19 protein-coding genes, 2 pseudogenes and 1 CRISPR repeat array are annotated in these 20,985 nt (G+C 49.8%); of the genes and pseudogenes, 6 read left to right on the forward strand and 15 right to left on the reverse strand.

The window, feature by feature from the left end; translation table 11 throughout:
* The first annotated feature begins 2 nt into the window (after nucleotides 1-2).
* Nucleotides 3-1,010 (forward strand): response regulator, encoded by a 1,008-nt coding sequence (locus Q9L42_RS00155; protein WP_305910369.1) that lies wholly within the window; start codon nucleotides 3-5, stop codon nucleotides 1,008-1,010.
* A gap of 45 nt (nucleotides 1,011-1,055) precedes the next feature.
* Here Q9L42_RS00155 and Q9L42_RS00160 read toward each other — a convergent pair.
* A pseudogene (locus tag Q9L42_RS00160) lies at nucleotides 1,056-1,516 on the reverse strand (IS3 family transposase); the annotation flags it as partial.
* A 207-nt stretch (nucleotides 1,517-1,723) separates the two neighbouring features.
* On the opposite strand from Q9L42_RS00160, the gene Q9L42_RS00165 reads away from it, so the two are divergent.
* Complete coding sequence (locus tag Q9L42_RS00165; RefSeq protein WP_305910370.1) at nucleotides 1,724-2,011, forward strand: hypothetical protein; 288 nt, start codon at nucleotides 1,724-1,726, stop codon at nucleotides 2,009-2,011.
* A 214-nt stretch (nucleotides 2,012-2,225) separates the two neighbouring features.
* Nucleotides 2,226-3,562: pseudogene (locus tag Q9L42_RS21395) on the forward strand (IS701 family transposase).
* Between the two features lie 77 nt (nucleotides 3,563-3,639).
* Here the strand turns inward: Q9L42_RS21395 and Q9L42_RS00180 are convergent.
* Both Q9L42_RS00180 and Q9L42_RS00185 read right to left on the reverse strand, forming a co-directional pair.
* Nucleotides 3,640-3,906 carry a WGR domain-containing protein gene (locus tag Q9L42_RS00180; protein ID WP_349431004.1) on the reverse strand — a complete coding sequence of 89 codons (267 nt, stop codon included), beginning with the start codon at nucleotides 3,904-3,906 and terminating at the stop codon, nucleotides 3,640-3,642.
* Nucleotides 3,903-5,087 carry an ATP-binding protein gene (locus tag Q9L42_RS00185; RefSeq protein WP_305910373.1) on the reverse strand — a complete coding sequence of 395 codons (1,185 nt, stop codon included), beginning with the start codon at nucleotides 5,085-5,087 and terminating at the stop codon, nucleotides 3,903-3,905. The genes Q9L42_RS00180 and Q9L42_RS00185 overlap by 4 nt, the downstream gene beginning before the upstream one ends.
* A 211-nt stretch (nucleotides 5,088-5,298) precedes the next feature.
* Here Q9L42_RS00185 and Q9L42_RS00190 point away from each other — a divergent pair, with 211 nt between their 5' ends.
* A complete protein-coding gene (locus Q9L42_RS00190) occupies nucleotides 5,299-5,613 on the forward strand; it encodes a hypothetical protein (protein WP_305910374.1) in 315 nt (104 codons plus the stop codon).
* Nucleotides 5,614-5,727: 114 nt separating this feature from the next.
* Here the strand turns inward: Q9L42_RS00190 and Q9L42_RS00195 are convergent, their stop codons facing one another.
* Nucleotides 5,728-7,041 carry an IS1380 family transposase gene (locus Q9L42_RS00195; RefSeq protein WP_305910375.1) on the reverse strand — a complete coding sequence of 438 codons (1,314 nt, stop codon included), beginning with the start codon at nucleotides 7,039-7,041 and terminating at the stop codon, nucleotides 5,728-5,730.
* Nucleotides 7,042-7,261: 220 nt separating this feature from the next.
* Here Q9L42_RS00195 and Q9L42_RS00200 point away from each other — a divergent pair, with 220 nt between their 5' ends.
* Nucleotides 7,262-7,750 carry a 3'-5' exonuclease gene (locus Q9L42_RS00200; protein WP_305910388.1) on the forward strand — a complete coding sequence of 163 codons (489 nt, stop codon included), beginning with the start codon at nucleotides 7,262-7,264 and terminating at the stop codon, nucleotides 7,748-7,750.
* A gap of 251 nt (nucleotides 7,751-8,001) precedes the next feature.
* Here Q9L42_RS00200 and Q9L42_RS00205 read toward each other — a convergent pair whose 3' ends face one another.
* From Q9L42_RS00205 to Q9L42_RS00250, 10 genes are all read right to left on the reverse strand, one after another.
* Complete coding sequence (locus tag Q9L42_RS00205; RefSeq protein ID WP_305910376.1) at nucleotides 8,002-9,801, reverse strand: tetratricopeptide repeat protein; 1,800 nt, start codon at nucleotides 9,799-9,801, stop codon at nucleotides 8,002-8,004.
* A gap of 249 nt (nucleotides 9,802-10,050) precedes the next feature.
* Nucleotides 10,051-10,938, reverse strand: coding sequence for a RepB family plasmid replication initiator protein (locus Q9L42_RS00210; protein WP_305910377.1), 888 nt, complete (start codon nucleotides 10,936-10,938; stop codon nucleotides 10,051-10,053).
* Nucleotides 10,939-11,396: 458 nt separating this feature from the next.
* Complete coding sequence (locus Q9L42_RS00215) at nucleotides 11,397-11,597, reverse strand: hypothetical protein (RefSeq protein ID WP_305910378.1); 201 nt, start codon at nucleotides 11,595-11,597, stop codon at nucleotides 11,397-11,399.
* Nucleotides 11,584-12,537, reverse strand: a complete 954-nt coding sequence (locus Q9L42_RS00220) for a DNA-binding protein (protein WP_349431005.1) — start codon at nucleotides 12,535-12,537, stop codon at nucleotides 11,584-11,586. Before Q9L42_RS00220 ends, Q9L42_RS00215 begins: the two co-directional genes overlap by 14 nt.
* Before the next feature lie 138 nt (nucleotides 12,538-12,675).
* On the reverse strand, nucleotides 12,676-13,539 hold the full coding sequence (locus tag Q9L42_RS00225) for a DNA/RNA non-specific endonuclease (protein WP_349431006.1): 864 nt from the start codon (nucleotides 13,537-13,539) through the stop codon (nucleotides 12,676-12,678).
* Nucleotides 13,540-13,885: 346 nt separating this feature from the next.
* Nucleotides 13,886-14,605, reverse strand: coding sequence for a hypothetical protein (locus tag Q9L42_RS00230; RefSeq protein WP_349431007.1), 720 nt, complete (start codon nucleotides 14,603-14,605; stop codon nucleotides 13,886-13,888).
* Between the two features lie 55 nt (nucleotides 14,606-14,660).
* Entirely contained in the window at nucleotides 14,661-14,957 is a 297-nt protein-coding gene (locus Q9L42_RS00235; RefSeq protein WP_305910323.1) for a hypothetical protein, read from the reverse strand.
* A complete protein-coding gene (locus Q9L42_RS00240) occupies nucleotides 14,950-15,597 on the reverse strand; it encodes an AAA family ATPase (RefSeq protein ID WP_305910324.1) in 648 nt (215 codons plus the stop codon). The genes Q9L42_RS00235 and Q9L42_RS00240 overlap by 8 nt, the downstream gene beginning before the upstream one ends.
* A 62-nt stretch (nucleotides 15,598-15,659) precedes the next feature.
* Nucleotides 15,660-16,199 (reverse strand): hypothetical protein, encoded by a 540-nt coding sequence (locus Q9L42_RS00245; RefSeq protein ID WP_305910325.1) that lies wholly within the window; start codon nucleotides 16,197-16,199, stop codon nucleotides 15,660-15,662.
* Nucleotides 16,200-16,265: 66 nt separating this feature from the next.
* Nucleotides 16,266-16,811 carry a hypothetical protein gene (locus Q9L42_RS00250; RefSeq protein ID WP_305910326.1) on the reverse strand — a complete coding sequence of 182 codons (546 nt, stop codon included), beginning with the start codon at nucleotides 16,809-16,811 and terminating at the stop codon, nucleotides 16,266-16,268.
* Between the two features lie 945 nt (nucleotides 16,812-17,756).
* A CRISPR array of direct repeats spans nucleotides 17,757-18,631; the repeat unit is 37 nt; unit sequence GTCTTAATCCCTTCTTCATAAGGTCTGGTGTTCGAAC.
* An 804-nt stretch (nucleotides 18,632-19,435) separates the two neighbouring features.
* Here Q9L42_RS00250 and Q9L42_RS00255 point away from each other — a divergent pair.
* On the forward strand, nucleotides 19,436-19,927 hold the full coding sequence (locus Q9L42_RS00255) for a thioredoxin family protein (RefSeq protein ID WP_305910327.1): 492 nt from the start codon (nucleotides 19,436-19,438) through the stop codon (nucleotides 19,925-19,927).
* 239 nt (nucleotides 19,928-20,166) lie between these two features.
* Here Q9L42_RS00255 and Q9L42_RS00260 read toward each other — a convergent pair whose 3' ends face one another.
* Nucleotides 20,167-20,982 carry a retropepsin-like aspartic protease family protein gene (locus Q9L42_RS00260; RefSeq protein ID WP_305910328.1) on the reverse strand — a complete coding sequence of 272 codons (816 nt, stop codon included), beginning with the start codon at nucleotides 20,980-20,982 and terminating at the stop codon, nucleotides 20,167-20,169.
* Nucleotides 20,983-20,985: the final 3 nt, after the last annotated feature.

The raw sequence follows: 20,985 nt of genomic DNA on the forward strand, positions 1-20,985 counted from the left end.
TTATGATAAACAGCCCGATTCTATGCGCCGATGATGAGCCTTACAACCTAGGGATCCTGCGCATGGCGCTGAAAGAGCATCATCCCCTGGTCTTTTCCCGTAGTGGTCAGGAAACCCTGTATGCCGTTGCCAAGCATCGTCCTGCACTGATCCTGCTCGATGTCCAAATGCCCGACATGGATGGCTATGAGGTTTGTCGACGACTCAAGCGTGATGCCGACACCGAGAATATTCCTGTCATATTCGTGACGGGAATGACACAGGAAATCGACGAAAAGGCGGGGTTCGAGGTCGGCGCCGTGGATTACATCACCAAGCCTATTTCGGTACCGATCGTGCAGGCCAGAGTACAAACTCACCTGTCGCTGGTGCGAGCCGACAGGCTTAAAGAAAGTTATCACGATGCGATCCATATGCTTGGCAAAGCAGGCCATTACAACGATACCGACACCGGCGTCCATATTTGGCGCATGGCGGCTTACAGCCGGGTTCTTGCCGAGACTATAGGCTGGGACATGGAAAGATGTAACCTGCTGGAACTGGCCGCGCCGATGCATGATACCGGTAAAATCGGCATCCCCGATGCTATTCTAAAAAAACCAGGAAAACTCGATCAGGAAGAGTGGAAGATCATGAAGAGCCATTCCAGCATAGGGCATGGGATCCTCAAACAAAGTAAAGCTCCGTTATTTCAACTTGCAGCGGAAATTGCGCTGAATCACCATGAAAAATGGGATGGTACAGGTTATCCCAATGGCCTGTCGGCAATGGAGATTCCTGAATCGGCGCGCATAGTGGCCATTGCCGATGTATTTGACGCCCTTTCGATGAAACGTCCCTATAAGGAGGCTTGGTCACTGGCCAAGATACAGGACTACTTAAATGAGAATGCCGGAAGCCATCTTGATAGCCAACTGGTAGAGGTATTCATGGATATCATGCCAACAATTCTGGAGATCAAAGCCAATTGGGACGCTCGTGAGCTGGCATTGGTAGAGAATTTTTCATGAGAGTCAGCGCCACGGTGATGTGTCAACACTTTTCCGGACACATTGTTACACAGCTTTTTGCTGTATTTCGTAGTCCACCGGTGACAAATAGTCATTGGCAGAATGAAGGCGTTCTCGATTATAAAAGACCTCGATATATTCAAAAATCGCCTGCTTACCTTCTTCACGAGTTTTAAATCGACAATGATGGGTCAATTCCGTTTTCAAGGTATGAAAAAAACTTTCGGACACGCTATTATCCCAGCAGTTTCCTTTACGACTCATCGATTGAATGACATGATGCTCCTTTAAAATCGCGCGATGGCTATCAGAAGCATACTGGCTGCCGCGATCGGTAGCCAGACAAGCCCTTTCTCCGGTTTGCGCTTCCACAGAGCCATTAATAAAGCGTCATTGACTAGCTTGGCCTTCATCCGACTATCCATCGACCAGCCGACCACCTTTCTGGAAAACAAGTCAATGACCACCGCCAAATATAACCAGCCTTCTTCGGTGGCAATGTAGGACTAGCGGGGGCATTTCTGAAATACGGCTCAATCCAGACCATGAGATTTTTACAGATCCCGGTTACAGCATGATTACCGGATAACTTTTTGAGGAAACTCTATTGTAGTCATTAAAGCCTATGGCTCAATGGTCTGTATTGGGTCGGTAGCTGTGATTCGTGCTACAAAGAAACGGTGATCCGGTACGTCGGCTTTCAGAGGAGCGAAGTGTCAGCAAAGGCCGATGGGGGCATCGCATTTCCGGTTAGTATAAAGCAGTTCAGCCCTGCCGCCGGATGTTTTCGACAGATTCAAATGGCGGCTGGTGACACGACTGCTTGTTCTACCCCTTCCTTTGGTGTCAGTGTTAGCGATGCTTTGGCTCTATATCGATACAAAGGATGTAAGCAAGGTTGGCTCTCTGGCATCAAACGTATTTTGGCTAGTGCTCCCATCATTGGCTTTATTTCTGGTACTGCCACATTTGTTGAAGTATGGATTGAATTTTTATATTAGCCTTGGCCTTTCAATCTGAAGTTTCCCAATTTTTTGAGGGCAAGAATATCAGATAATGCTAATATTCAGCTTAAACATTAGCTGACTCTAATATTGATTGTTAGGCTATGGCGAATCTCATTAAAAACAATAGCTTATGGGTGAATGAGGTCGCCTTTTGTAGTATAATATTGGTTTCTAAATCATTGATTACACAAACAAAAGGGCCTCATTCATGTTCATTTTACGCGATCTTCTCCGCCCTCTCCAAGCCCATTTTTCCGAGACTGATCTGGGACGGGAGCGAGCTTCTTTGTTTGTCTACACGCTGCTCGCCGTGATTGTTCCGTTTACCTCATCGATGTCGTCTAATTTATGGCGGGCCTTGGAGACTTTGTTCGGGATCGAGATTAAGCAAAAGCGGTTCTATACCTTCATGGCTTCGTCGACACTGCCCTGGGAAAGGCTTTGGACGACGCTGTGGGATTGATTCCGTCCCCACGACCGATGGCCGCTTATTGATTGGCTTGGACGATTTTATCAACCTCAAAGTGGGTCAACACATTTTCGGCTGCGCGTCGATTTTCGATCATGCCGCCAAAGCGAATCAAAGCCGTTACCCTGGGCGCAAAATGTGGTGTCGATCGGCTTACTGAAGCAGGTCAAAGGTCGTTGGGCCTGTTTGTTTTGGGCTTTCGTTTTACTTACCCCGTCACATGATCGCCGAACAAAAGGAAACCGCCAAAATCAAAGGCCAGTCGCGCCGTTTCAAAGCAAACTCACGCAAGCGGCGGAATTGCTAATCGCCGTCGCCGGTCACTTTGCTTCGACACCAATGCTGGCGGTCACCGACAGCTGGTTTGGGAATCAGGGTTATGGAAGCCGGTGCGCCAAACGGTAGGCGAACGTTTTCACCTGTTATCCCGATTGCGCAGCAACCAGGTGCTCTATGCGCTCCCCGACGCCCGGTCCGCCGATGCCAAGACACGCGGACGCCCCCGTAAATACGGCCAGCGTCTGGGGACCGTGACCGACCGAGCGCACGCGCTCCGGCAGCAAACTGCTGCCTATCAGGTTAACCTGTATGGCAAAGTACGCGAAGTACTGGCGGTTGAGAAAACCGTCATGCTGAAGACCTTAAAATGCCCCATCAAGGTCGTGTGGGTGTTTCGTAAAACCCAGTGGGTCGCCTTGTTTACGACCGATCTCGACTTGTCGATCACCCAGGTCATCGAATATTATGGCGCTCGCTGGAAGATCGAGTCCGGCTTTAAAGAACTCAAGCAAGACATTGGCAGTCAAAAATGCCAGAGCCGGAATGCCCAGGCCGTGATAAACCACCTGCATTTCTGTATGATGGCCACCACGGTCACCTGGATGTACGCCGATCGCATCAAAGCGGATCCGCAACGTCGGCACAAGGTCAAGGGGCGGACGAGTTTCGCCTTTTCCGATGTCCGGCGCCTCATCGCCGAAGCCTCACTGAGTGAAGATTTTGATAGGCTTTGCCATAAACCCACCAATCCCATGAAAAATTCGCTGGTCGCGGTGTTGTTACGCATGGTGGCTTGAGGCGTTTTTAGGAAACTTCAGCTTTCAATTACAATCACCGTGATCTGCTATTTCCTAATGGTGTCCGCACTAAATTATTATGGTGTAAAATTATAAAGCGCTGACGAAGAATTTTTTGAGTAACCTTTCTTGATTTTTTGATTGAGTAACTTCCATTCGGCTTCAAGCGCTTCTTTTTTTGTATCGAACCAGTTTTCCCGGATCGTGCCGGGTGATCCGATCCGGCCCCATTCACGGATCAAAGCCCAATCGCCGAAGATTGTTTGGGTCACATGCATTGCGTAAAACCGTTGCATGTTTCTATCGGGATCACGTTTCTCCAGATAGAGCCGATTTATATTCATTGGTTATGAACGTTGTTTTTTAATTCTTGCACTAATTCAAGCAGACTGATGATGTCGGTTTCTTCTGTCATAGGATAACGGTCTTTTCCGGCATAAACAACAAAACTCCGGTCAGGCTTAATATCCTCAAGGGCATGATAAAACCCTTTTTCCGGTTTTGCGGTTAGTCCGCTTTTTATTTCAACAGTCCAGGTTTCGCCGCCGGATAGTTGTAAAACCAAATCAATTTCCGCCCCTGCTGAGGTACGGTAAAAAGATGCCGCCGTTCTATCGGGTGCGGCTGAAAGTAAGTTTTCAATGACAAAGCCTTCCCAACTGGCCCCAAAGACGGGATGCCCTGAAAGTTGATTATAATCGGCGAGTCCTAATAAGGCGTGGGTAATACCGCTATCGCGGACAAATATACGCGGTGATTTGACCAGGCGTTTTTTTACATTGCTATGAAACGGCGGCAAGCGTCGCACCAGTAAAAGATCAACCAATAAATCAATATAGCTACTGACTGTTGGGGCAGAAATAGACAAACTCCCGGCGAGGCGGGATGCATTCAAACATTGCCCTTGACTATGGGCCAACATAATCCACAACCGCTCAAGCGTTTCGGCAGGGATACGCGGCCCGAATTGCGGTACATCCCTTTCCAGATAGGTCCGGATAAAATTGCGCCGATAAGCATAACTATCCTGATCGTTAGCGGCCAGGTAACTATCCGGAAAGCCACCTCTGACCCATAACTTTTCCGGATCATCGTTACCTTCGGCACTGGTTTCGGAGATATTCAGCGGTCCCATATCAATATATTCAATGCGTCCGGCTAAGGTTTCTCCTGATTGTCGAAGCAAATCAATGGAAGCCGATCCCAAAATTAAAAACCGGCCCGAGCGTAAGCCTTTCCGGCGACCCCGGTCGATAAGCCCCCGCAACGTTTGGAAAAGCTCCGGCATACGATGAATCTCATCGAGAATAACGAGTTTCCCTTCATTCTTAGACAGAAACAATACGGGGTCTTTGAGTTTTTCCCGGTCTTCGTAAGCTTCAAGGTCCAAATAAACCGCTTTCCGGGTATTTGCGATCTCTAAGGCGAGTGTTGTTTTGCCCACTTGTCGGGGTCCGATCAATGCGACCGCTGCCTGCCGGTTAAGCGCCTGCAATAATTGTTGCTGTTTGTTTCGTGTTATCATCCTTGCATATTAAAAATATATATTTTAAATTACAAGGATGATGTGCGAATTGTTTGAAGGAATAAACTACAAAGAGACGTTTGTGGCTTATTGGGGTTAATTAACCAAAAGAACGGTTTGTCCCGGCACTCCTCTGAAACCCTTGATATCATTGGTCTGCAGACGAAAAATAGATTTCAAGTTGACCGATTGATTTATCTCTGAATTCACAATGGATGACAACGAACTACAAAAAGCCAGAGAAGAGGCGATCGCAGCCGACAAATGCTTTTCCAAGGGGCGATTGCGGGATGAATTCAGGATGAAACCCAAACCCGACGCCATTCCCATCAAGTTTTATAAAAACGATTATGGACGAAAATACGGGGTTTACCGGATAGCCGACTGCGTGCCAATCCGTACCATCCAGCGACGCGAACCGACAGAGAAGCAAAAACGGGCCAGAGAAGCCCTGGCCCTAACCCGGATATTTCACCAGCCCCAGAAAGCAGCTCCAACATCCAAATTAATTTTGGAAAACCGATAATGTTGAGGAATCGATGGATAAAGATGGCAATTAATAACTGATTTTCGTTTTTCAGGCGCAACTTCCCCTTACCCCATTGTTTATCAGCGTGCCGGGCACAGCACTCTGTTTGTACTAATCAGGGCACAGGCGCTGACAAACGGATTGAAACAGGGATTGAAACGGATACTGACTGCTGAACAGCAGTCGAATACGACGGGTGTTACGAATGATGACGGCGCCGATTTTAAACAATTTCAGGCGAATAGTGGCACAAGTGGCTGTCGCCAGTTCGGTGTTTTTGAGGGCGATTCGGCGAATCGCATGGATCAGCGTATAGGCCAAGGTGGATAACAGCAAACGAAACTGATTGGGCCACCATAAGCTGCAACTGGTGCGATCGGCAAACAGATCCAATTGTTGTTCTTTAATCCGGTTTTCCATCTCGCCGCGAGCGCAATAAACTTGTTCATAAAGGCTTTGTGCATCGCCGTCCAGATTGGTCACGACATAGCGCGGGTTGCTTCCCTGGCTCATGTGTTCGGCCTTAAGAATGACACGGCGTCGGCGTTTCCAGGTGCCGGCTTTATAGTCGAAATCGGTAAAGAGACGCTGTTTCTGCTGTTCGCTTTGGAACTGTTGCCGGGCTTGTTCAATCCAGGGTTGGCTTAAGCGCGTTAAGCATTTATTTTTGGCCAAACCGACGATGTAGTGAACGCGATGCCGCTCACACCAACTCAGCATTTTATGGCGACAAAAACCGCCATCGCCGCGAAACGTGATGTCAACGTCCGGCCAAGCCTGACGCAAGCGCCTGACCAACAAAGCCAGAATGGCCCAGCTGTGCTTGGCGCCATCAATATTGCTGGGACGTAGATAACTGACCAAGCAGTGATGGCCGCAAAAGACATACAACGGCAGGAAGCAATAGTGCCGATAGTAGCCATGAAAAAAACGTCCGTCCTGTTCGCCATGAACCGGATCATCGGTGGCATCGAAATCCAGGATCAAAGATTTCGGCGCTGTCTCATAAGAGGCGATAAACTGTGTGAGCAGCTCTTCATGTACCCGCCACATCAACCCCCGGTCCGCTTGCTGTTCGAACCGGCACAAGGTCGATGGACTACTGAGTGTGCGATCCTGCTCGACCGCTGTCTGCAAGGCAATATCGTTTCTCAACGCGCCATGATCGTTCAAATCCTCATAACCGCAGGCTAGGCCATAAACTCTTTGTCGCAACAAGTCGACAAGCGAGTGTTGGATTTTGCTAGGGTCTCGGTAATCAGGGATGTGTTTAGCAATCCGTTCAGTTAATCGTAATTGCTGATCAACCGATCTTAACAACAGTACGCCGCCATCACTGGTGATAGCGCCTCCGCTGAATTGGGCCTCTATTTTGCGGCGTTTTAAGGGAGGAAATTCTATTTGAGCTGGAGTACAATTTGTCATGGGCAAGTTGTTGGTTAAATTCAATATAAGCAACTGAATTTTATCAAATATCAACAAACTTGCCCGTTCCTATCATGAAATATCCGGGCTAAAGGCGAAACTCCGCAGCAACGAAGCGCGGGCCGGCGAAATCGCATGCGCCTGGCTTGACGAAGACCCGCTTTTTCTCGACACGGAAACCACCGGTCTCGGTTATAACGCCCAGATTATCGAACTGGCCCTGGCGGACGCCGCCGGCCGCATCCACCTCGAAACCCGAATCAAACCGACCGTCCCTATCGAAGATGGAGCCGCCGAAATACACGGCATCGATGAAGCCGCCTTGGCATCGGCGCCGGCTTGGCCCGAAATTGCCCATCAGGTCAAAGAGCTGGTCGCTGGTAGGCCTGTCGTGATCTTTAATGCCGAATTCGACTCCCGGATAGTATGGCAAACATGCGCGGCCTTCGGCGAAACCACGGACTGGTGGGAGGTGATCGAAACCAGGTGCGCGATGTACCTTGCGGCCAAGGCCTTCGGCTCCACGAACCGCTACGGTTCAATTTCACTGGCGACCGCGACATCGATAGCCGGCATATCATGGACAGGTTCCGCGCATTCGGCCACGGCCGACACGTTAGCCACCGTCGACCTGGTGAATTCGATCGCTGAATACCGGCGGGATATCGAACGGCAACTGGGCGAATTGGAGGCACTACAAAAACGTTGACATCCTAATTGCTAATTTAACTAATAAATATATATATGTTAGTTAAAAATAGAATAATCTGTATTAGCGAGACCCGATCTGACAATTTTTAATTTGATCACAATCCCATCGTACCATTTGCTGAGTAGCTGGTTGCGGCCAATACCAGCCTGTCGAGGCGTTTTTTTGAATGGCTGGTTTACATCTGTAATTGCTCATTCATAACAGGGAAGATCACCGGGCCGCGTTAGCGGCTCCGGTGCATTGCCAAGTTAGGCATGCCCATCATACTCAACAGACGGAAAATAAATCTGTCCCCTTTGTTCACTTCCGGAATCAGCCGAGAGCGGCTTAAGAGTAATTGTGCAGTTTTCAAGATCACTCCGGCTCGGTGGGCCGGCCCACTTGGGCCACTTATCGAGTACCGACAGATTGGGCTTGATAACGATCGCTTGGTCTTTAATCTCACCCCGAAAAAAGTAATCCGAATTCATCGCATCAAGCACGGAAATAGCAGATTCTGCGATGGCAGCCTCATTCTTGAGGCTCAATTCCTTGCCCTCGTGCGTGACCCTGATAACAACTTGCGCCTCTATTCCGTGCTGCTCTATCTCAATCCCGCTCTGGCTCCGCTCGTGTATGACGCCAACCCAAGCCGACTGGATTTTCGCACATGACTCGGTGGTCTCGCCTTTATATGCCCCGGAAATAGTCTTATAACCTCTCTGTTTGATCGCTTCCCCGTATAACGAGAGCCGCTTCTCGTATCTGCCTCGGTATTCCTCCACGTTGCTTTTGGTTATTGTTTTGTCCGGAAGATTAATAGTGGCTCCTGCGTCCACGGCGGGAAGGAAGTGCAACATTTTCTTCACCCAGAGATAACTCATAGCTAATGCCTCTGGAGGATAGGCCACAGCTTTCAGAAGCAGTGCTGAGGCCGACGTGCCTTGCGCATCTTCAAATCTCTCTACAGGGAAACCAGCCTTTCGAAATTTGTCAACAGCTAACTTATACCACATTGCTGCTTCAGCAACGTTCTGACCTATACCCCATCCTTCGATATACAGACGACCCAACCAAAGTGCTCCATGTGGATTTCCCTGCGATGCAGCCTTTCGAAACCATTTCTCAGCTTCGGCATAATCTTTGGAGACGCTTTGTCCATTCGCATACATAGCGCCGACTCTCCATTGTGCATCTGAATACTCCTGTTCAGCAGCTTTCCGATACCATTTCATTGCTTCGGAATAATCCCGTGATACCCTTTGTCCTTGGCCATAATACATTGTTCCAAGCGCTGTCTGAGCAGGCGGATATCCCTGCTCAGCAGCTTTGCGGTACCATTTCATTGCTTCGGAATAATCCCGTGATACCCTTTGTCCTTGGCCATACATTGTTCCAAGCGCTGTCTGAGCAGGCGGATATCCATGCTCAGCAGCTTTGCGGAACCACTTCATCGCCTCCGAATAATCCTCATCCACACCCGAACCACTGTGATACATCCAGCCGAGAACAGCCTGTCCTTTTGGGTACCCTTGCTCAGCGGATTTACGGAACCACTTCATCGCCTCCGAATAATCTTTGCTCACGCCGCGGCCTTCCGCATACATTGTACCAAGAGCATACTGTCCTCTAGGGTTTCCCTGTTCGGCGGATTTACGGAACCACTTCATCGCCTCCGAATAATCTTTGCTCACGCCGCGGCCTTCCGCATACATTGTACCAAGAGCATACTGTCCTCTAGGGTTTCCCTGTTCGGCGGATTTACGGAACCACTTCATCGCCTCCGAATAATCTTTGCTCACGCCGCGGCCTTCCGCATACATTATACCAAGAGCATACTGTCCTCTAGGGTTTCCCTGTTCGGCCAGAGGTGTCAAAAGGCGGATTGCTTTTGCATAATCTTTGGAGTCAAAGGCTGATCGTGCCTCCTTTATATCTGCGTCAGAAGTTTTTAAGGTAATGGCCGCTTGTCCCTCTTCCCGGTCTGCGTTCGGTGGTACAGAGGCACATGCAGCACTCAACAAAATGAGCAAAAAGACTGCCTTGAACGATAACCTGCTGGTATTCATCGATCTGTGTCCCTATGCGCTACGTGCGCCTAACAAGTAATTATATAGTTTTCTGTATATCATCCATGATTACCTCACTCTGGGCAATAAATTCAGCGTATACCATCAAAACGCTAACGGTATATCTTATCGTATTGGATGATATAGGGTTTCTTCTTATCTTATCGATTGCCTGCTATTCAACAATAACCAGTCACTCAAACAATTGTGATAAAAGACCGATTTGGGTCGTAACCCGCCCCGCCCCCCTTACCTCAACTTCTTCTTAACATCAGCCAACTCCCGCTTCCTCGCCAGCGCCTGATCAAACGTGTCCCCGGGCTTGGCGAATTCCGCCACCGATGTGCCGGTCAAACGCGCGATCACCGCCGCCCTGGTCTCGCCCGGCCTGGCCGCCCGGTCGATTTCCTCTTCGGTCAGTTGCTTCCTCTCCTTCGGCTGGCCTTTCATGCCGAATTGGAACTGAAAATGGGTCACCGTTCGGCCGGATTTGCGCTGGCCGTATTTAACCCACAGGTTGGAATGCGCGTTGATCTCCTCGATGGCCGGATCGATTACCCGCTTCTTCAGATCCCCCAGTCGCTTGTATTTGTCGCCGACCTGGAACTGATTTTTCAGCCACTCGACCTCGATTTCCCGCTCGCCGACAGAGCTCCATTGCACTAACAATTCGTATAGGCGGATCGAATAGATGCTCTCGAAGCGGGCGACATGCTTGAGCTTGTACTGGGTGAACTCCTTCGACAGCCTGGACAGGTAGGGAATGATGCCGGAAGCGAAGTTCAGCACCAGCTTGCCCTCCCCCGGTATGTAATCGATGCTGCTGATCCAGCGGGTCTTGCGTTCGGTGATCTGGGGGTTTTCGGGATCGGGATCGTTGATGACCACGCTGCGGTCGTACAGCTTTTCCGCCGCTTTCTTCAGGTCCCGGTAGGCGTTCGTGAAGCTGTCCAGGCCGGCCAGGTCGACAATCTCGGCGGCCGAAACTTCGAATTGATACTGCTCTGTCAATTCCTCCCTGGAATCAATCTGGGCGATGCACGCCAGCAACACGCGCTGTTCCGACAGGCTCAGCAGATAGCTGGCCTCGACGACTTTGTTGGATTTAACAACGATCAAGGACGCGGGCTTTTCCAAGGGAATATAACGACATCAAATAAGTGTTGTCTGACTATACACCCGATTCAATGCTAAAACAACGACAAATAAACCGCCATGTCGTCATGTAACGATCAATTTGTCGTTGTATGAGATCAATCTGTCGTCATATCCAAAGAACCAACGATCAATTTGTCGTCATATCGGCGCTGCAGGCCTTTAAAATCAAGGGTTCACTAGCAAATCCAAGATTTATAGAGCGCTCAACGATCAATTTGTCGTCATATGAGATCAATTTGTCGTCATGTAACGATCAATCTGTCGTTGTTAAACGATCAATTTGTCGTCATATAGAGATCAATTTGTCGTCATATCGGCGCTGCAGGCCTTGATTTTACTGACCAAAAACGCCCTTAAAATATATTAAAAAAGGAAAAAACAAAAAAGGGAAAGGGAGGAATTTTTGATTAACGATCAATTTGTCGTCATATTGCCCGTCAAAGCTCCTCCTCGTCGACCTCCAGATCGCCCAAATCAGGGATCACTTTTTGCATCCGTTCCGGCCAATCGGCCCTTTCTTTTACAGTCAGGTAGATCCTGATTTCCTCCGGGCTCAAGTTCAGCCGCTGAAATTCGGCGGTTCCGACAACGGCCAGCCGGGAGGAAATGATCGATGGAACTAGACTACTTTGCTTCATCTGACTTCTTTCTCGACGCACCCAGCGATTGATAAACCTCCAGCCGGCCTTCCAGGTTCGCGACTTGTTTTTCGGCCTGAGAAGCGATTTTCTTGGCCTCTTTCAGCTCATCCCTGGCCGCTTTCAGGTCAGTTAGCGTGGATTCATAGCGAACGCCCAGCTTCTCCAGTTCAACTGCGCAGGCGGAAAGCTCGGAAGCCTTGCTTTTGATGTCCGATTTCAGTTTGTCGTTGGCGTTGACGGTGGTATCCAAGGAAGTTTGCAGCTTGTGGACCTGCATGTCCAGCGACTTGATTTCGGCGTCCTTCCTTTTCAACTCAATGGCATGACTGTCCTGAAGTGCTTTCCGTTCCGCCTCGGCCGCTTTGTCGCGTTTTTCCAGTTCGGCGATTCGTTCTTTTAGCGCCTCGACTTCACTTTGAAGCTGTTCGTTGTCTTTGCTTAAACCGACGTTGACCTTCCCAGCATCAATCAGGTCGCTGACCGTTTGATTGTGCTCCCGGATTTTTTCATCCAGCTGGGCATTGATGTCGCCCAGATGCTCCTCCAGACGCTCGATTTTCATCGACTGGGCTTCGGAAAAGGCAAAAGCTTCCTCGACCCTGGCCTGATTGTCTTTTTCCGCCTGTTTCAATGCCTCCCGCTGGACATCCAGCTCTGCATCCGCAATGCCTTTGGCGATGTTCCAGATTTTTTTCAGCAGATCCTCGCCGTCCTTGGAAAGCTCTTCCGGCAGCTGAATAACGGCCGGCAGCGACTCGATGTCCAAGGCCTGGGCCTCTCCGGTCATCTTCCAGGTGTTTAGGTACTTGGTGATCGTCGTCAGGCTGCCCCGGCCCAGCTTGTCCAGCAGCTTGACCGCGGTGGGGCTTTCGCCCTGGGCGGCGATGTCGGCGCAGGCGGCGTGTACTTCTTCTTCGGTCAGTCGGGGGGCAGCCATGGTGTGCTCCTGATAGGGTTGGGTTAGATAACAGTATAGCAGCTTATTACAGTTTGTAAAGTGTAAATATGATAATTACATAATTATGATAATTATCATTTAAAATTACACCTTGCTTTCACCCCCTTCTTCTCAATATCAACCTTTGTTGCAGCCCCTTGGGATCATCCAGGACCTGGACGGCCTGTCGTGCTTGGCGTAGTCCGCCACCGGGATAGTCTCGCCGGTGGCCCGCTCGATTTCGTCGACGCTGACCAGGTAGCGATCCAGCTGGCCGCGCTTCGCCTCTTGTGAATTCGGCATGATCCAGGCAATCGCCCGCTCGTTCTGGCCGCCGCCGCGGACGATTACTTTCCAGAACGCTGCCGGGGTCCTCACGCCGTGCGATTGGATGAAATAGTCGTCGGCGGGATTGTCGCCCCAGATCACGCCGCCGATCACCAGCAGCTCGTCGATGTCTCGGTAGCACTCGACAATCTCTTCCGTCATCAACCAGGCGCCCCGGTTCATGTTCGCGGCCTGCGGCAGGATGTTGGTCATCGTGTTGCTCTGCTTGATCGCGGTCTTGGAGTGGTCGAGGTGGTTGGCCGGCACCAGGTGGCCACGGTCATAGCGTTTTCCGTAAGCCCTAGCGCTGGTTTGCTGGCACTCGACCGGAACGGATGGGTCCAGGAAAAACCGGCTGCTGCGCTTATGGCTGCCGGCGTCATGCTGGGCGTTATAGCGAAACTTCACCGCCCCCTTTTTTTCGCAATCGAGCCAGATCGTAAAGCCTTCGTAGTCCAGGCGGAGCAGTCTGTTTGATTGGGAAATAGATGCTTGCCGGGGGAGCGGATTTGATGCCGCCACCCTTTTCAAGTGCACTGCTTTTTTCGGTTTGTGGCAATGATAGTCGCCGGTTTTGCGGTTGGTATGACAGCCTTCGGCGTTGGTGCCGCCGGAATGGGCGTAGATTGCTAAAGATGTAAACAGTAGAAATACAAACCATAAACAACGATACATAACTCCTCCTTTTTGAGCAAAAAAGGCTGACTGTATCACTGATTAAAAAAGGTGCCTAAATCATCAGCCTATTCAATTTTAAGCCTTGCGGCGGTCAGGGGCAGGTAAGAGCGAATTGGGCGTAGCTGGATGGTTTCTGTTCGGCAGGGCAAAGGTCGAGGCGTTGTAGGGTGCGCTGCCTTTTGGCGCTGACGCGGTTTGTTGTCGGTTTGCCGATGGGAAGCGGTAAAGAAAAATTCCAAAAAAAATGCGGCTAAGGAGCCGCACGCGGAGAAGGGTATTTGACCTTAACCGTAACAACGGGTGAGTTATATCCTAGTCTCCGTTCTGGATTTGCGGAATGTGGCTAATTGCCGCGCGGCCGTTTGTCGCATTCCCAGGCGATGATTCCATCGACCACGCCTCTCGCCGTTTGATAGTCGAAGGCGTTGAGTAATGAAATCAGATGTTGGTTCAGCAGCCCCAATGCTTCCGGCGAATCAGGCTCAATAAATCGGGCTTGGCTTGCGCAATCTCCCGCCCATAGTTGCGAATAGGACCTGACGTTTTCGCCCTCTGACGCCAGAATTTCTGCCGCATACGGTGAATATTCAACCATCGCCGGGTCCCAGTTCACCCGTTTCAGCGTATGCAGATTGCCGAGTAAAACCAATATAGGTGTCTCCCCTGCCCGCTTCGCCAGCTGCATCGCCATCCATTCGTCACGCCGCATCTTGTTACCAAATCCAGCGTCGATGGCGACCAGACTCAGGCAGGCACCGGCATTGCGCAGCGCCGCCAAGCTGTCGAGCATGTCCCGGTAAGCTTGATGATCGATCGCCGGCGCAATGTCGATATCGGCTGCCGTCACACCGTCTCGCCCGATCTTCTCGATCGTGTCCTGCTGATTGCTGGCGATCTCCAGCGCGACGGTCAGGCAGTCGCCCTGCTTCAAATGTTCATTGATCATCGAGCGAAACAGCCTAACCGATTCCGGGCGCTGATGGGATTCGCCGATGAAAGTGATGCTGTTCGGTTCAGGATTAAGATGGCCGTGAATTTGGCCGAGATCCCCCGCCATCGACATAACGGGGATCAGGAGTAATATGATATGGTATGATATGATATTATTCCATATCATATCATTTAGTCAGCTCCTTGATTTTCTTGTCGATTTCTTTCTCGACAGCGGCTAGGCAAAACTTCTGCATGCTGTCCGGCGTGTGCTCGGCGATGTATTTCAGTTTCAGCAAATAAGGTTCGGACAGTCTCAGGTTATAGACCTTGATGATGTCCTCGCGCACGCTTTCCGCTTCCCATGGATAAGCGGCATTGCGTTTCGGTTTGGCCTTCGGCGTCGTTTTCTCTTCGGCGCCGGTTAAAAAATTATCCAGGTCTGACGTCTTTTTAGTCGGGGGTCTGCTTTTCAATTCACTCATCGGCAAATACCTCGTTGTACAGTGTTTCCATCTCACTAACCGCTTTCGGGTCCTTGGGCTTCAATTCGACTACAGCCTGGCCGTCTTTGGCCGCTTTTCGATACGCGATGCGGTCGCGGATGATGACGTCGGCCAGTTCGAGATTGTCGAAATCATCCAATAGTTTTCCGGTGTCGTCGGATTCATGAACGGACGGGTTGGTCGAAGAACGGCTGATCACGACGGTGGCTTGCAGGTCCGGGTTGAAGCCCTTGGCTGTCTCAACCAGCGTATCCATCTGGTCGAGTGTCCAGATGTCGAATTGCGACGGCTGGATGGGGATATAGGCTCTTTCGGCGGCCACTAACGCCGACCTGAGTTCGATCGAGTCGCGTCCGCCGGCGTCGATGATGATGTCCTGGTAGCGCGTCGCGAGATCCTTGACTTCCGCCGCCAGGCCTTTGCCGAATTTCTGCACGCAAGCCACCCGCGGAGTGATGTTCTCCTCGTCCCGACTCTGCGCCCAATAATTCGCGCTGCCCTGCGGGTCGGTATCGATCAACAGAACGTCGCGTCCGGTCAAGGCGCGCATTGCAGCCAGGTTCGTCGCCAGCGTGGTTTTGCCGGTGCCGCCCTTCTCGCCGCCAATTAAAATAATCATATTATATCATCCTATATCATATCGTATGGTATGAAATCATATCATATCATATCATACTGTTTTTAATCTCGATCATCAGGCAGTGTCAATCCGCCCCGCTCCATGAGTCGTGCTTTTTTGAGCATCGAATGGGCTGTCGGGTAAGTCTTGTAAAGCTCGCCTATCGTCCGGTAATAAGCGATGGTGTCGAACGGTTTTTCGGCTTGCTCGACGGTGGCCCGGGCGAGCAGTCGCCTGAAATCGGGGGAGGCGGTGACAATGCGGATGCCCTGGATGATCGAGGTAGCCGAATCGACCAGCAGCAAATGAAAGGGCAGGTAGCTTGAATTGTCTTCTATGGCTTCGTCGCCGGCCAGATGAATGGTGAAGGCCAGGTCGGACCAATCCAGGAAGCCGTCGATCTTGAACAGGAAGAACAAGACGTCATGTTCGTACGCAAGACCGAAAGAGGTGGAGCCGTTCAGGAACGCGGCGATTTGCTTTTCGGTCAGCGAAAAGTTGAAGGTCAGCAAGGGGCTGCCGCTGGCCAGCATGATGCTCATGCCTTCGGCCGGCATATCGTGATCGAACCTCTGACCGACTCCTAAGCGTAGTAAATCCATGTCAGCGTCTTTAGTATGATATGGTATGAAATGATATCATATCATATCATACCATATCATATCATACTACTTTTTAGCCGCCGTGCTGTACAGATTGCTGAACAAGCGGATCACTACAAAGATCATGGTTTGGGTGATCTTGATCGCCGGAACCCGGCTTGGGCTTTCGGAGGCGAAATCATCGATGGCGTCGTTCATGAATTTCACCAGTCCCGTCTGGGTCACTTCATCGGCCGCGCGCTGCGAGAAACGCTCCTGCAATTTGGCCCGCATCTTCGGGTCCATTGTTTTTTCGGCGATCAGCGATTGCAACTCGGCGTCGAGCAGGGCGGCCTGTTTTTCCATCCACTCCCCGCTAAGCTCGTTTTGCTTGGGCGTTTCCCCGAAAGCGTGTTGGAAAACGCAGATGACGTCGAAGCATAAGTCCATGAACAGATAGGCCATGTCCTGATCTTGTTCGGCGACGAAGTTCGGAAAGATGGCGAAGATCGCTTGCGCCAATGCCGGCTGGTCAATCTGGAATTGGTCCAGGATCGATTTGCCGGTTTCTTCGTCGACGCTTTTGGCGTATTCCAAAGCCTTGTAGAGTTCGGGGGTGCTGAGTTCGTGCATGGTCTTGTTGGTATGATATGATATTATTTCATATCATACTATATCATTTCATATTACGGTATTGCTGGGAGGCGAATCCCGACGCCTCAATGCCAGTCCGGCCGGGGTGGGAGCATTGGGCTGTATAAAAATTATACAGCTCGAAATTGTCATTTAAATTCAAATAAATAGCGCGTTTTTAACGGGTTATCCACAGGTTTATGCGCAGAAATTGTGAAGAACTGTGTGTTTATTCACCGGCGGCCAAAATCATCCACACCGAACTAACAGTTTATCGTTAGCCGTTCGAACAGGGCGCAAGCCTTGTGGTTGCTGACGTTGCTCTATCTGCCCACAGAAAACCGGTCCTCTAATAATAATTATTATTGCTGTGGACGACGACAGCGGCACGGCAAAGCCCTTGTGAGGAAAGGCTGGAAACAGACAGCGCTCCGGCTGGCAACAGGCATTGAAAAAGACTAATTCCGGGGCTTTGGCGGGCGGGGGAGGCGGCGGACATCAAATAACCGGCGCCGCAGGCAGAGGCATCGCTGGGATTGCGCAGCGCAGGGAGAGCGATGATTGGCGGTCGATAGCAATAAGGCCAGCCAAAACTTCCACCGTGGGAGTTTTGGCTGGCGTATAACGAATCACAGCCGTTAGATCAATGGATACATGCTTGAGGGCAAGGACGCCCGAGCCGGGGATGGCAGGATGCGCAGAATAGCAAGGCTTCGGCTGCAATCAAGTAGATTAGATGCGCTGGCGGTTGGGCGGCGAGAACATGGATGGTTTCGCCGTGCAGCCAGGGAGGGCAATGCCCGATGCGCTGAATAACCACTGAGGCGAGCAATTCGGGAGGGCATAGGGCAAAACAAGGAAGTTTTGCGGTTGCCCGGACGAGTTGCGGAGGAAGCGCGCTAACGTCAGATTAGAGCGCTCGGCAGAAAGTCGAGTTTCTGTGCCGTCTTAATTCCTTCTTCATAAGGTCTGGTGTTCGAACGTCAAGCGGGCAACCTATTTGCTCGAGTTAGATTGTGTCTTAATCCCTTCTTCATAAGGTCTGGTGTTCGAACGCATATTTTGCAAACGTTGGGCACGGACTGGGGTCTTAATCCCTTCTTCATAAGGTCTGGTGTTCGAACGTCTCAAGGGCGGCAGCCAGACTTGGATACTCGTCTTAATCCCTTCTTCATAAGGTCTGGTGTTCGAACACGGCGGGCCGAAGGATTGGCCGCAATCGCTAGGTCTTAATCCCTTCTTCATAAGGTCTGGTGTTCGAACTACCGGGATTTGACAATATGACCGTCCACTTTGTCTTAATCCCTTCTTCATAAGGTCTGGTGTTCGAACTTTGAGGAAAATATTATGAGCTTACTATGCCCAGGTCTTAATCCCTTCTTCATAAGGTCTGGTGTTCGAACACCTTAATAAGGTAGAGCTGTATGTTCAGTATAGCGTCTTAATCCCTTCTTCATAAGGTCTGGTGTTCGAACGTCCTTTATGTAGAGAATGTTCCAAAGAATTGGTCTTAATCCCTTCTTCATAAGGTCTGGTGTTCGAACTCACAGGTTCCTGTATAATGGAAACCCAGTTAGGTCTTAATCCCTTCTTCATAAGGTCTGGTGTTCGAACATTACAGGCTAATCTAAACTGATGAAAGAGTCTTAATCCCTTCTTCATAAGGTCTGGTGTTCGAACTTGGCAGAATCATGGATTCAGACTCAGTTAAACTGTCTTAATCCCTTCTTCATAAGGTCTGGTGTTCGAACTTAACAAAGAAGAAGATTAGAGGCATGTCTAGGTCTTAATCCCTTCTTCATAAGGTCTGGTGTTCGAACTGCTCGAATCTATAAACAATTTAATATCAATGGCTTGCAAAGGTGGTTGTCAGGAATTTTCAATTCTGAAAAGTTAGCGTATTGCATAGTCGCCAATGTTACATTTTCGAGCGTCATGAACACAACATTCAGTGTACCGGAGCCATCTCGTTAGAACAACAAATTATTGTCCTGTACGATGTCCCATTTTTTCGCGGGAGAGCCGGGCTTCGGCCGCGATCAAGCCGATTCAGCGCGCTGGCGGTTGGGCGGCGAGAACAGGGATGGTTTCGCCGTGCAGCCAGGGAGGGCTATGCCCGGAACTTTTGGTGATCCACCGAGGCGAGCAATTCGGGAGGGCATGGGAACAATACAGGGAGGTATTGTGCTTGCCCGGACGAGTTGCGGAGGAGGCACGCAGGCGCTCGATCGACGATGCTTCGGGGTGGTAGGCGCCGGCTATCGGCTCGATGCTCAATGGGCAATGGACAGGGAGGTCGATTGCCCGTGGTCCAGGGATGGCACTTCACCCGGAACGCTCAAATTGCCACGGTGGCCAGCATTTGCGCCGGAGAGTTCAAAAGCAGACAGGGACGTGGGCTTTTGAGCCGGAGGCGCAAGTGCTGATTAATGAAGATTAATTGATTGGAAAAAATTATTTTGTCAACTGAGTATAGAGAAAGATACACTAATTTGGAGTCTAGTTAATAAACTAACGGTATTTTGAATAGCATTTGTAACAAAATCTAAGCGGGTGAAATGTCCTACACTCTAAATTCTGTGAGCTGTAAGTGCTTATTTTCTTAATTATCAAGGGGAAGAACAATGGACTATAAATTAATAGAAGTAATAAAGCACCCATTTGCCCTCATATGGAGTCCATTTATTGAATGGCTTGCTAAAATAATATTAGCAGCAAAACCAGTATGGTATGTGGATTATGAAGAAGCCCTTTTGAACGCCAATCAAAATGGCAAAATTGTATTGGCAAATTTTACGGGTAGCGATTGGTGTCCACATTGTATAAACTTAAAAAAAGAGGTATTTAATACGGTCTATTTCTGGCTCTGGGCCAATAAGAATGTAATTCTTTTGGAACTCTATTTTCCAAATAATCCAGAAGATACGATAGCGCAGAACCAGATGCTGCAAACAAAATATGGTGTCAACTCATATCCTACTGTAATTGGTATTAATGCCGATGGGTCGGAGAGAGGTCGCGTTAGTGGCTACAGTTCGGGAACAGGAGTGATTAACTGGATATCGATGTTTGAAACCGTAGTGGGTCTAAATACTTCCCCCGCGAACGATACCTGATGAGAAGTTGTATATAAAATTTAAGTTGCCTGATTTTAGATTGTTGGCTGAATCAAAATTAGAAGTAGGGGGCAGCTCACGAAACGGAAAAATCGTACGCTCAGCCTCGCGGGACTCCCGTAGAGGCCGAAACTTACATGCTCGTCATATGATTCTGCCGCCAAATCTAGTCCCTGTCAGACGGATGTGCTCCCAGCCCAACGGTGAGATGCCATTACGATGGATTAAGAACCGTCAAATCAATGATCGCTATACGTCGTTTTGCAAACATTTCTTTGGTCGCATGCCACAGTTTTCTTGATAGTAGTTGGTTTTCGTACTGGTTGACTTGAAGCCACCGTACTAGAGCTGGACATGCTAGGTTCCGTGTGAACTTGCGTTACAGGCTTACCGTTTGCCACAAGTGTTAGGATATTTTGGTTTTGTGTCATGCGAAAATATCGCAACGTATTCATGCCGATCAACACTTCATCGAGGTGACCATTTATCTTGGCATCCAGATTACGGATCAGAGCATTACCAATCTTTAGGGTATTAATGGTGGTTTTACGTACTGACACGCTTCCGCCAGCTGTATTCGCTTGAGCATATTGACCATAGGGAAGTCTTGCTGAGGCCGCGAACTTTTCTGGTATTACGGTCTTAGTGGCTCCGGTATCGATCAGAAAGGGCATGGGGACATTATTTATCAGGACTGTGCCCCTGAAGTGCCCCTGTTTGTCCGCCTTTATTCTTATACCGCCAGATATAGCTGGGATTGGTTGTGCGGAAGTAGGCGCTGGGGCTGGTCTTTGCTCTGGAATGTACACAACCTGGGGATTTTGTTTAATGGCTTGCCTTATCTTAATCTGTTCCATGAGCAAGCCGGAGCCATACCAAATAGCGGCTAATGACAAGATTGTGGGTATCAGATACCGAGATCGATGGTTCTGTGGTTTCCTTCTATAAGGGGTGTGCGCCCGGTTGGTTCGACGAAGGTCCGTAAAATTAAAATCATCTTCCTCCAATGTTTTTTTGTACTTTTCCCAATAATAATCCCGATCCTGTATGCCCATTTA

Source organism: Methylomarinum sp. Ch1-1, from assembly GCF_030717995.2.
GTDB classification, from domain to species: Bacteria; Pseudomonadota; Gammaproteobacteria; order Methylococcales; family Methylomonadaceae; genus Methylomarinum; species Methylomarinum roseum.

Excerpts from the sequence above, each read along its gene's own strand:
- Q9L42_RS00155 (WP_305910369.1), top strand. The coding sequence starts at position 3 with ATGATAAACAGCCCGATTCTATGCGCCGATGATGAGCCTTACAACCTA.
- Q9L42_RS00180 (WP_349431004.1), bottom strand. The coding sequence starts at position 3,906 with ATGAATATAAATCGGCTCTATCTGGAGAAACGTGATCCCGATAGAAAC.
- Q9L42_RS00185 (WP_305910373.1), bottom strand. The coding sequence starts at position 5,087 with ATGATAACACGAAACAAACAGCAACAATTATTGCAGGCGCTTAACCGG.
- Q9L42_RS00190 (WP_305910374.1), top strand. The coding sequence starts at position 5,299 with ATGGATGACAACGAACTACAAAAAGCCAGAGAAGAGGCGATCGCAGCC.
- Q9L42_RS00195 (WP_305910375.1), bottom strand. The coding sequence starts at position 7,041 with ATGACAAATTGTACTCCAGCTCAAATAGAATTTCCTCCCTTAAAACGC.
- Q9L42_RS00205 (WP_305910376.1), bottom strand. The coding sequence starts at position 9,801 with ATGAATACCAGCAGGTTATCGTTCAAGGCAGTCTTTTTGCTCATTTTG.
- Q9L42_RS00215 (WP_305910378.1), bottom strand. The coding sequence starts at position 11,597 with ATGAAGCAAAGTAGTCTAGTTCCATCGATCATTTCCTCCCGGCTGGCC.
- Q9L42_RS00220 (WP_349431005.1), bottom strand. The coding sequence starts at position 12,537 with ATGGCTGCCCCCCGACTGACCGAAGAAGAAGTACACGCCGCCTGCGCC.
- Q9L42_RS00225 (WP_349431006.1), bottom strand. The coding sequence starts at position 13,539 with ATGTATCGTTGTTTATGGTTTGTATTTCTACTGTTTACATCTTTAGCA.
- Q9L42_RS00230 (WP_349431007.1), bottom strand. The coding sequence starts at position 14,605 with ATGTCGATGGCGGGGGATCTCGGCCAAATTCACGGCCATCTTAATCCT.
- Q9L42_RS00235 (WP_305910323.1), bottom strand. The coding sequence starts at position 14,957 with ATGAGTGAATTGAAAAGCAGACCCCCGACTAAAAAGACGTCAGACCTG.
- Q9L42_RS00240 (WP_305910324.1), bottom strand. The coding sequence starts at position 15,597 with ATGATTATTTTAATTGGCGGCGAGAAGGGCGGCACCGGCAAAACCACG.
- Q9L42_RS00245 (WP_305910325.1), bottom strand. The coding sequence starts at position 16,199 with ATGGATTTACTACGCTTAGGAGTCGGTCAGAGGTTCGATCACGATATG.
- Q9L42_RS00250 (WP_305910326.1), bottom strand. The coding sequence starts at position 16,811 with ATGCACGAACTCAGCACCCCCGAACTCTACAAGGCTTTGGAATACGCC.
- Q9L42_RS00255 (WP_305910327.1), top strand. The coding sequence starts at position 19,436 with ATGGACTATAAATTAATAGAAGTAATAAAGCACCCATTTGCCCTCATA.
- Q9L42_RS00260 (WP_305910328.1), bottom strand. The coding sequence starts at position 20,982 with ATGGGCATACAGGATCGGGATTATTATTGGGAAAAGTACAAAAAAACA.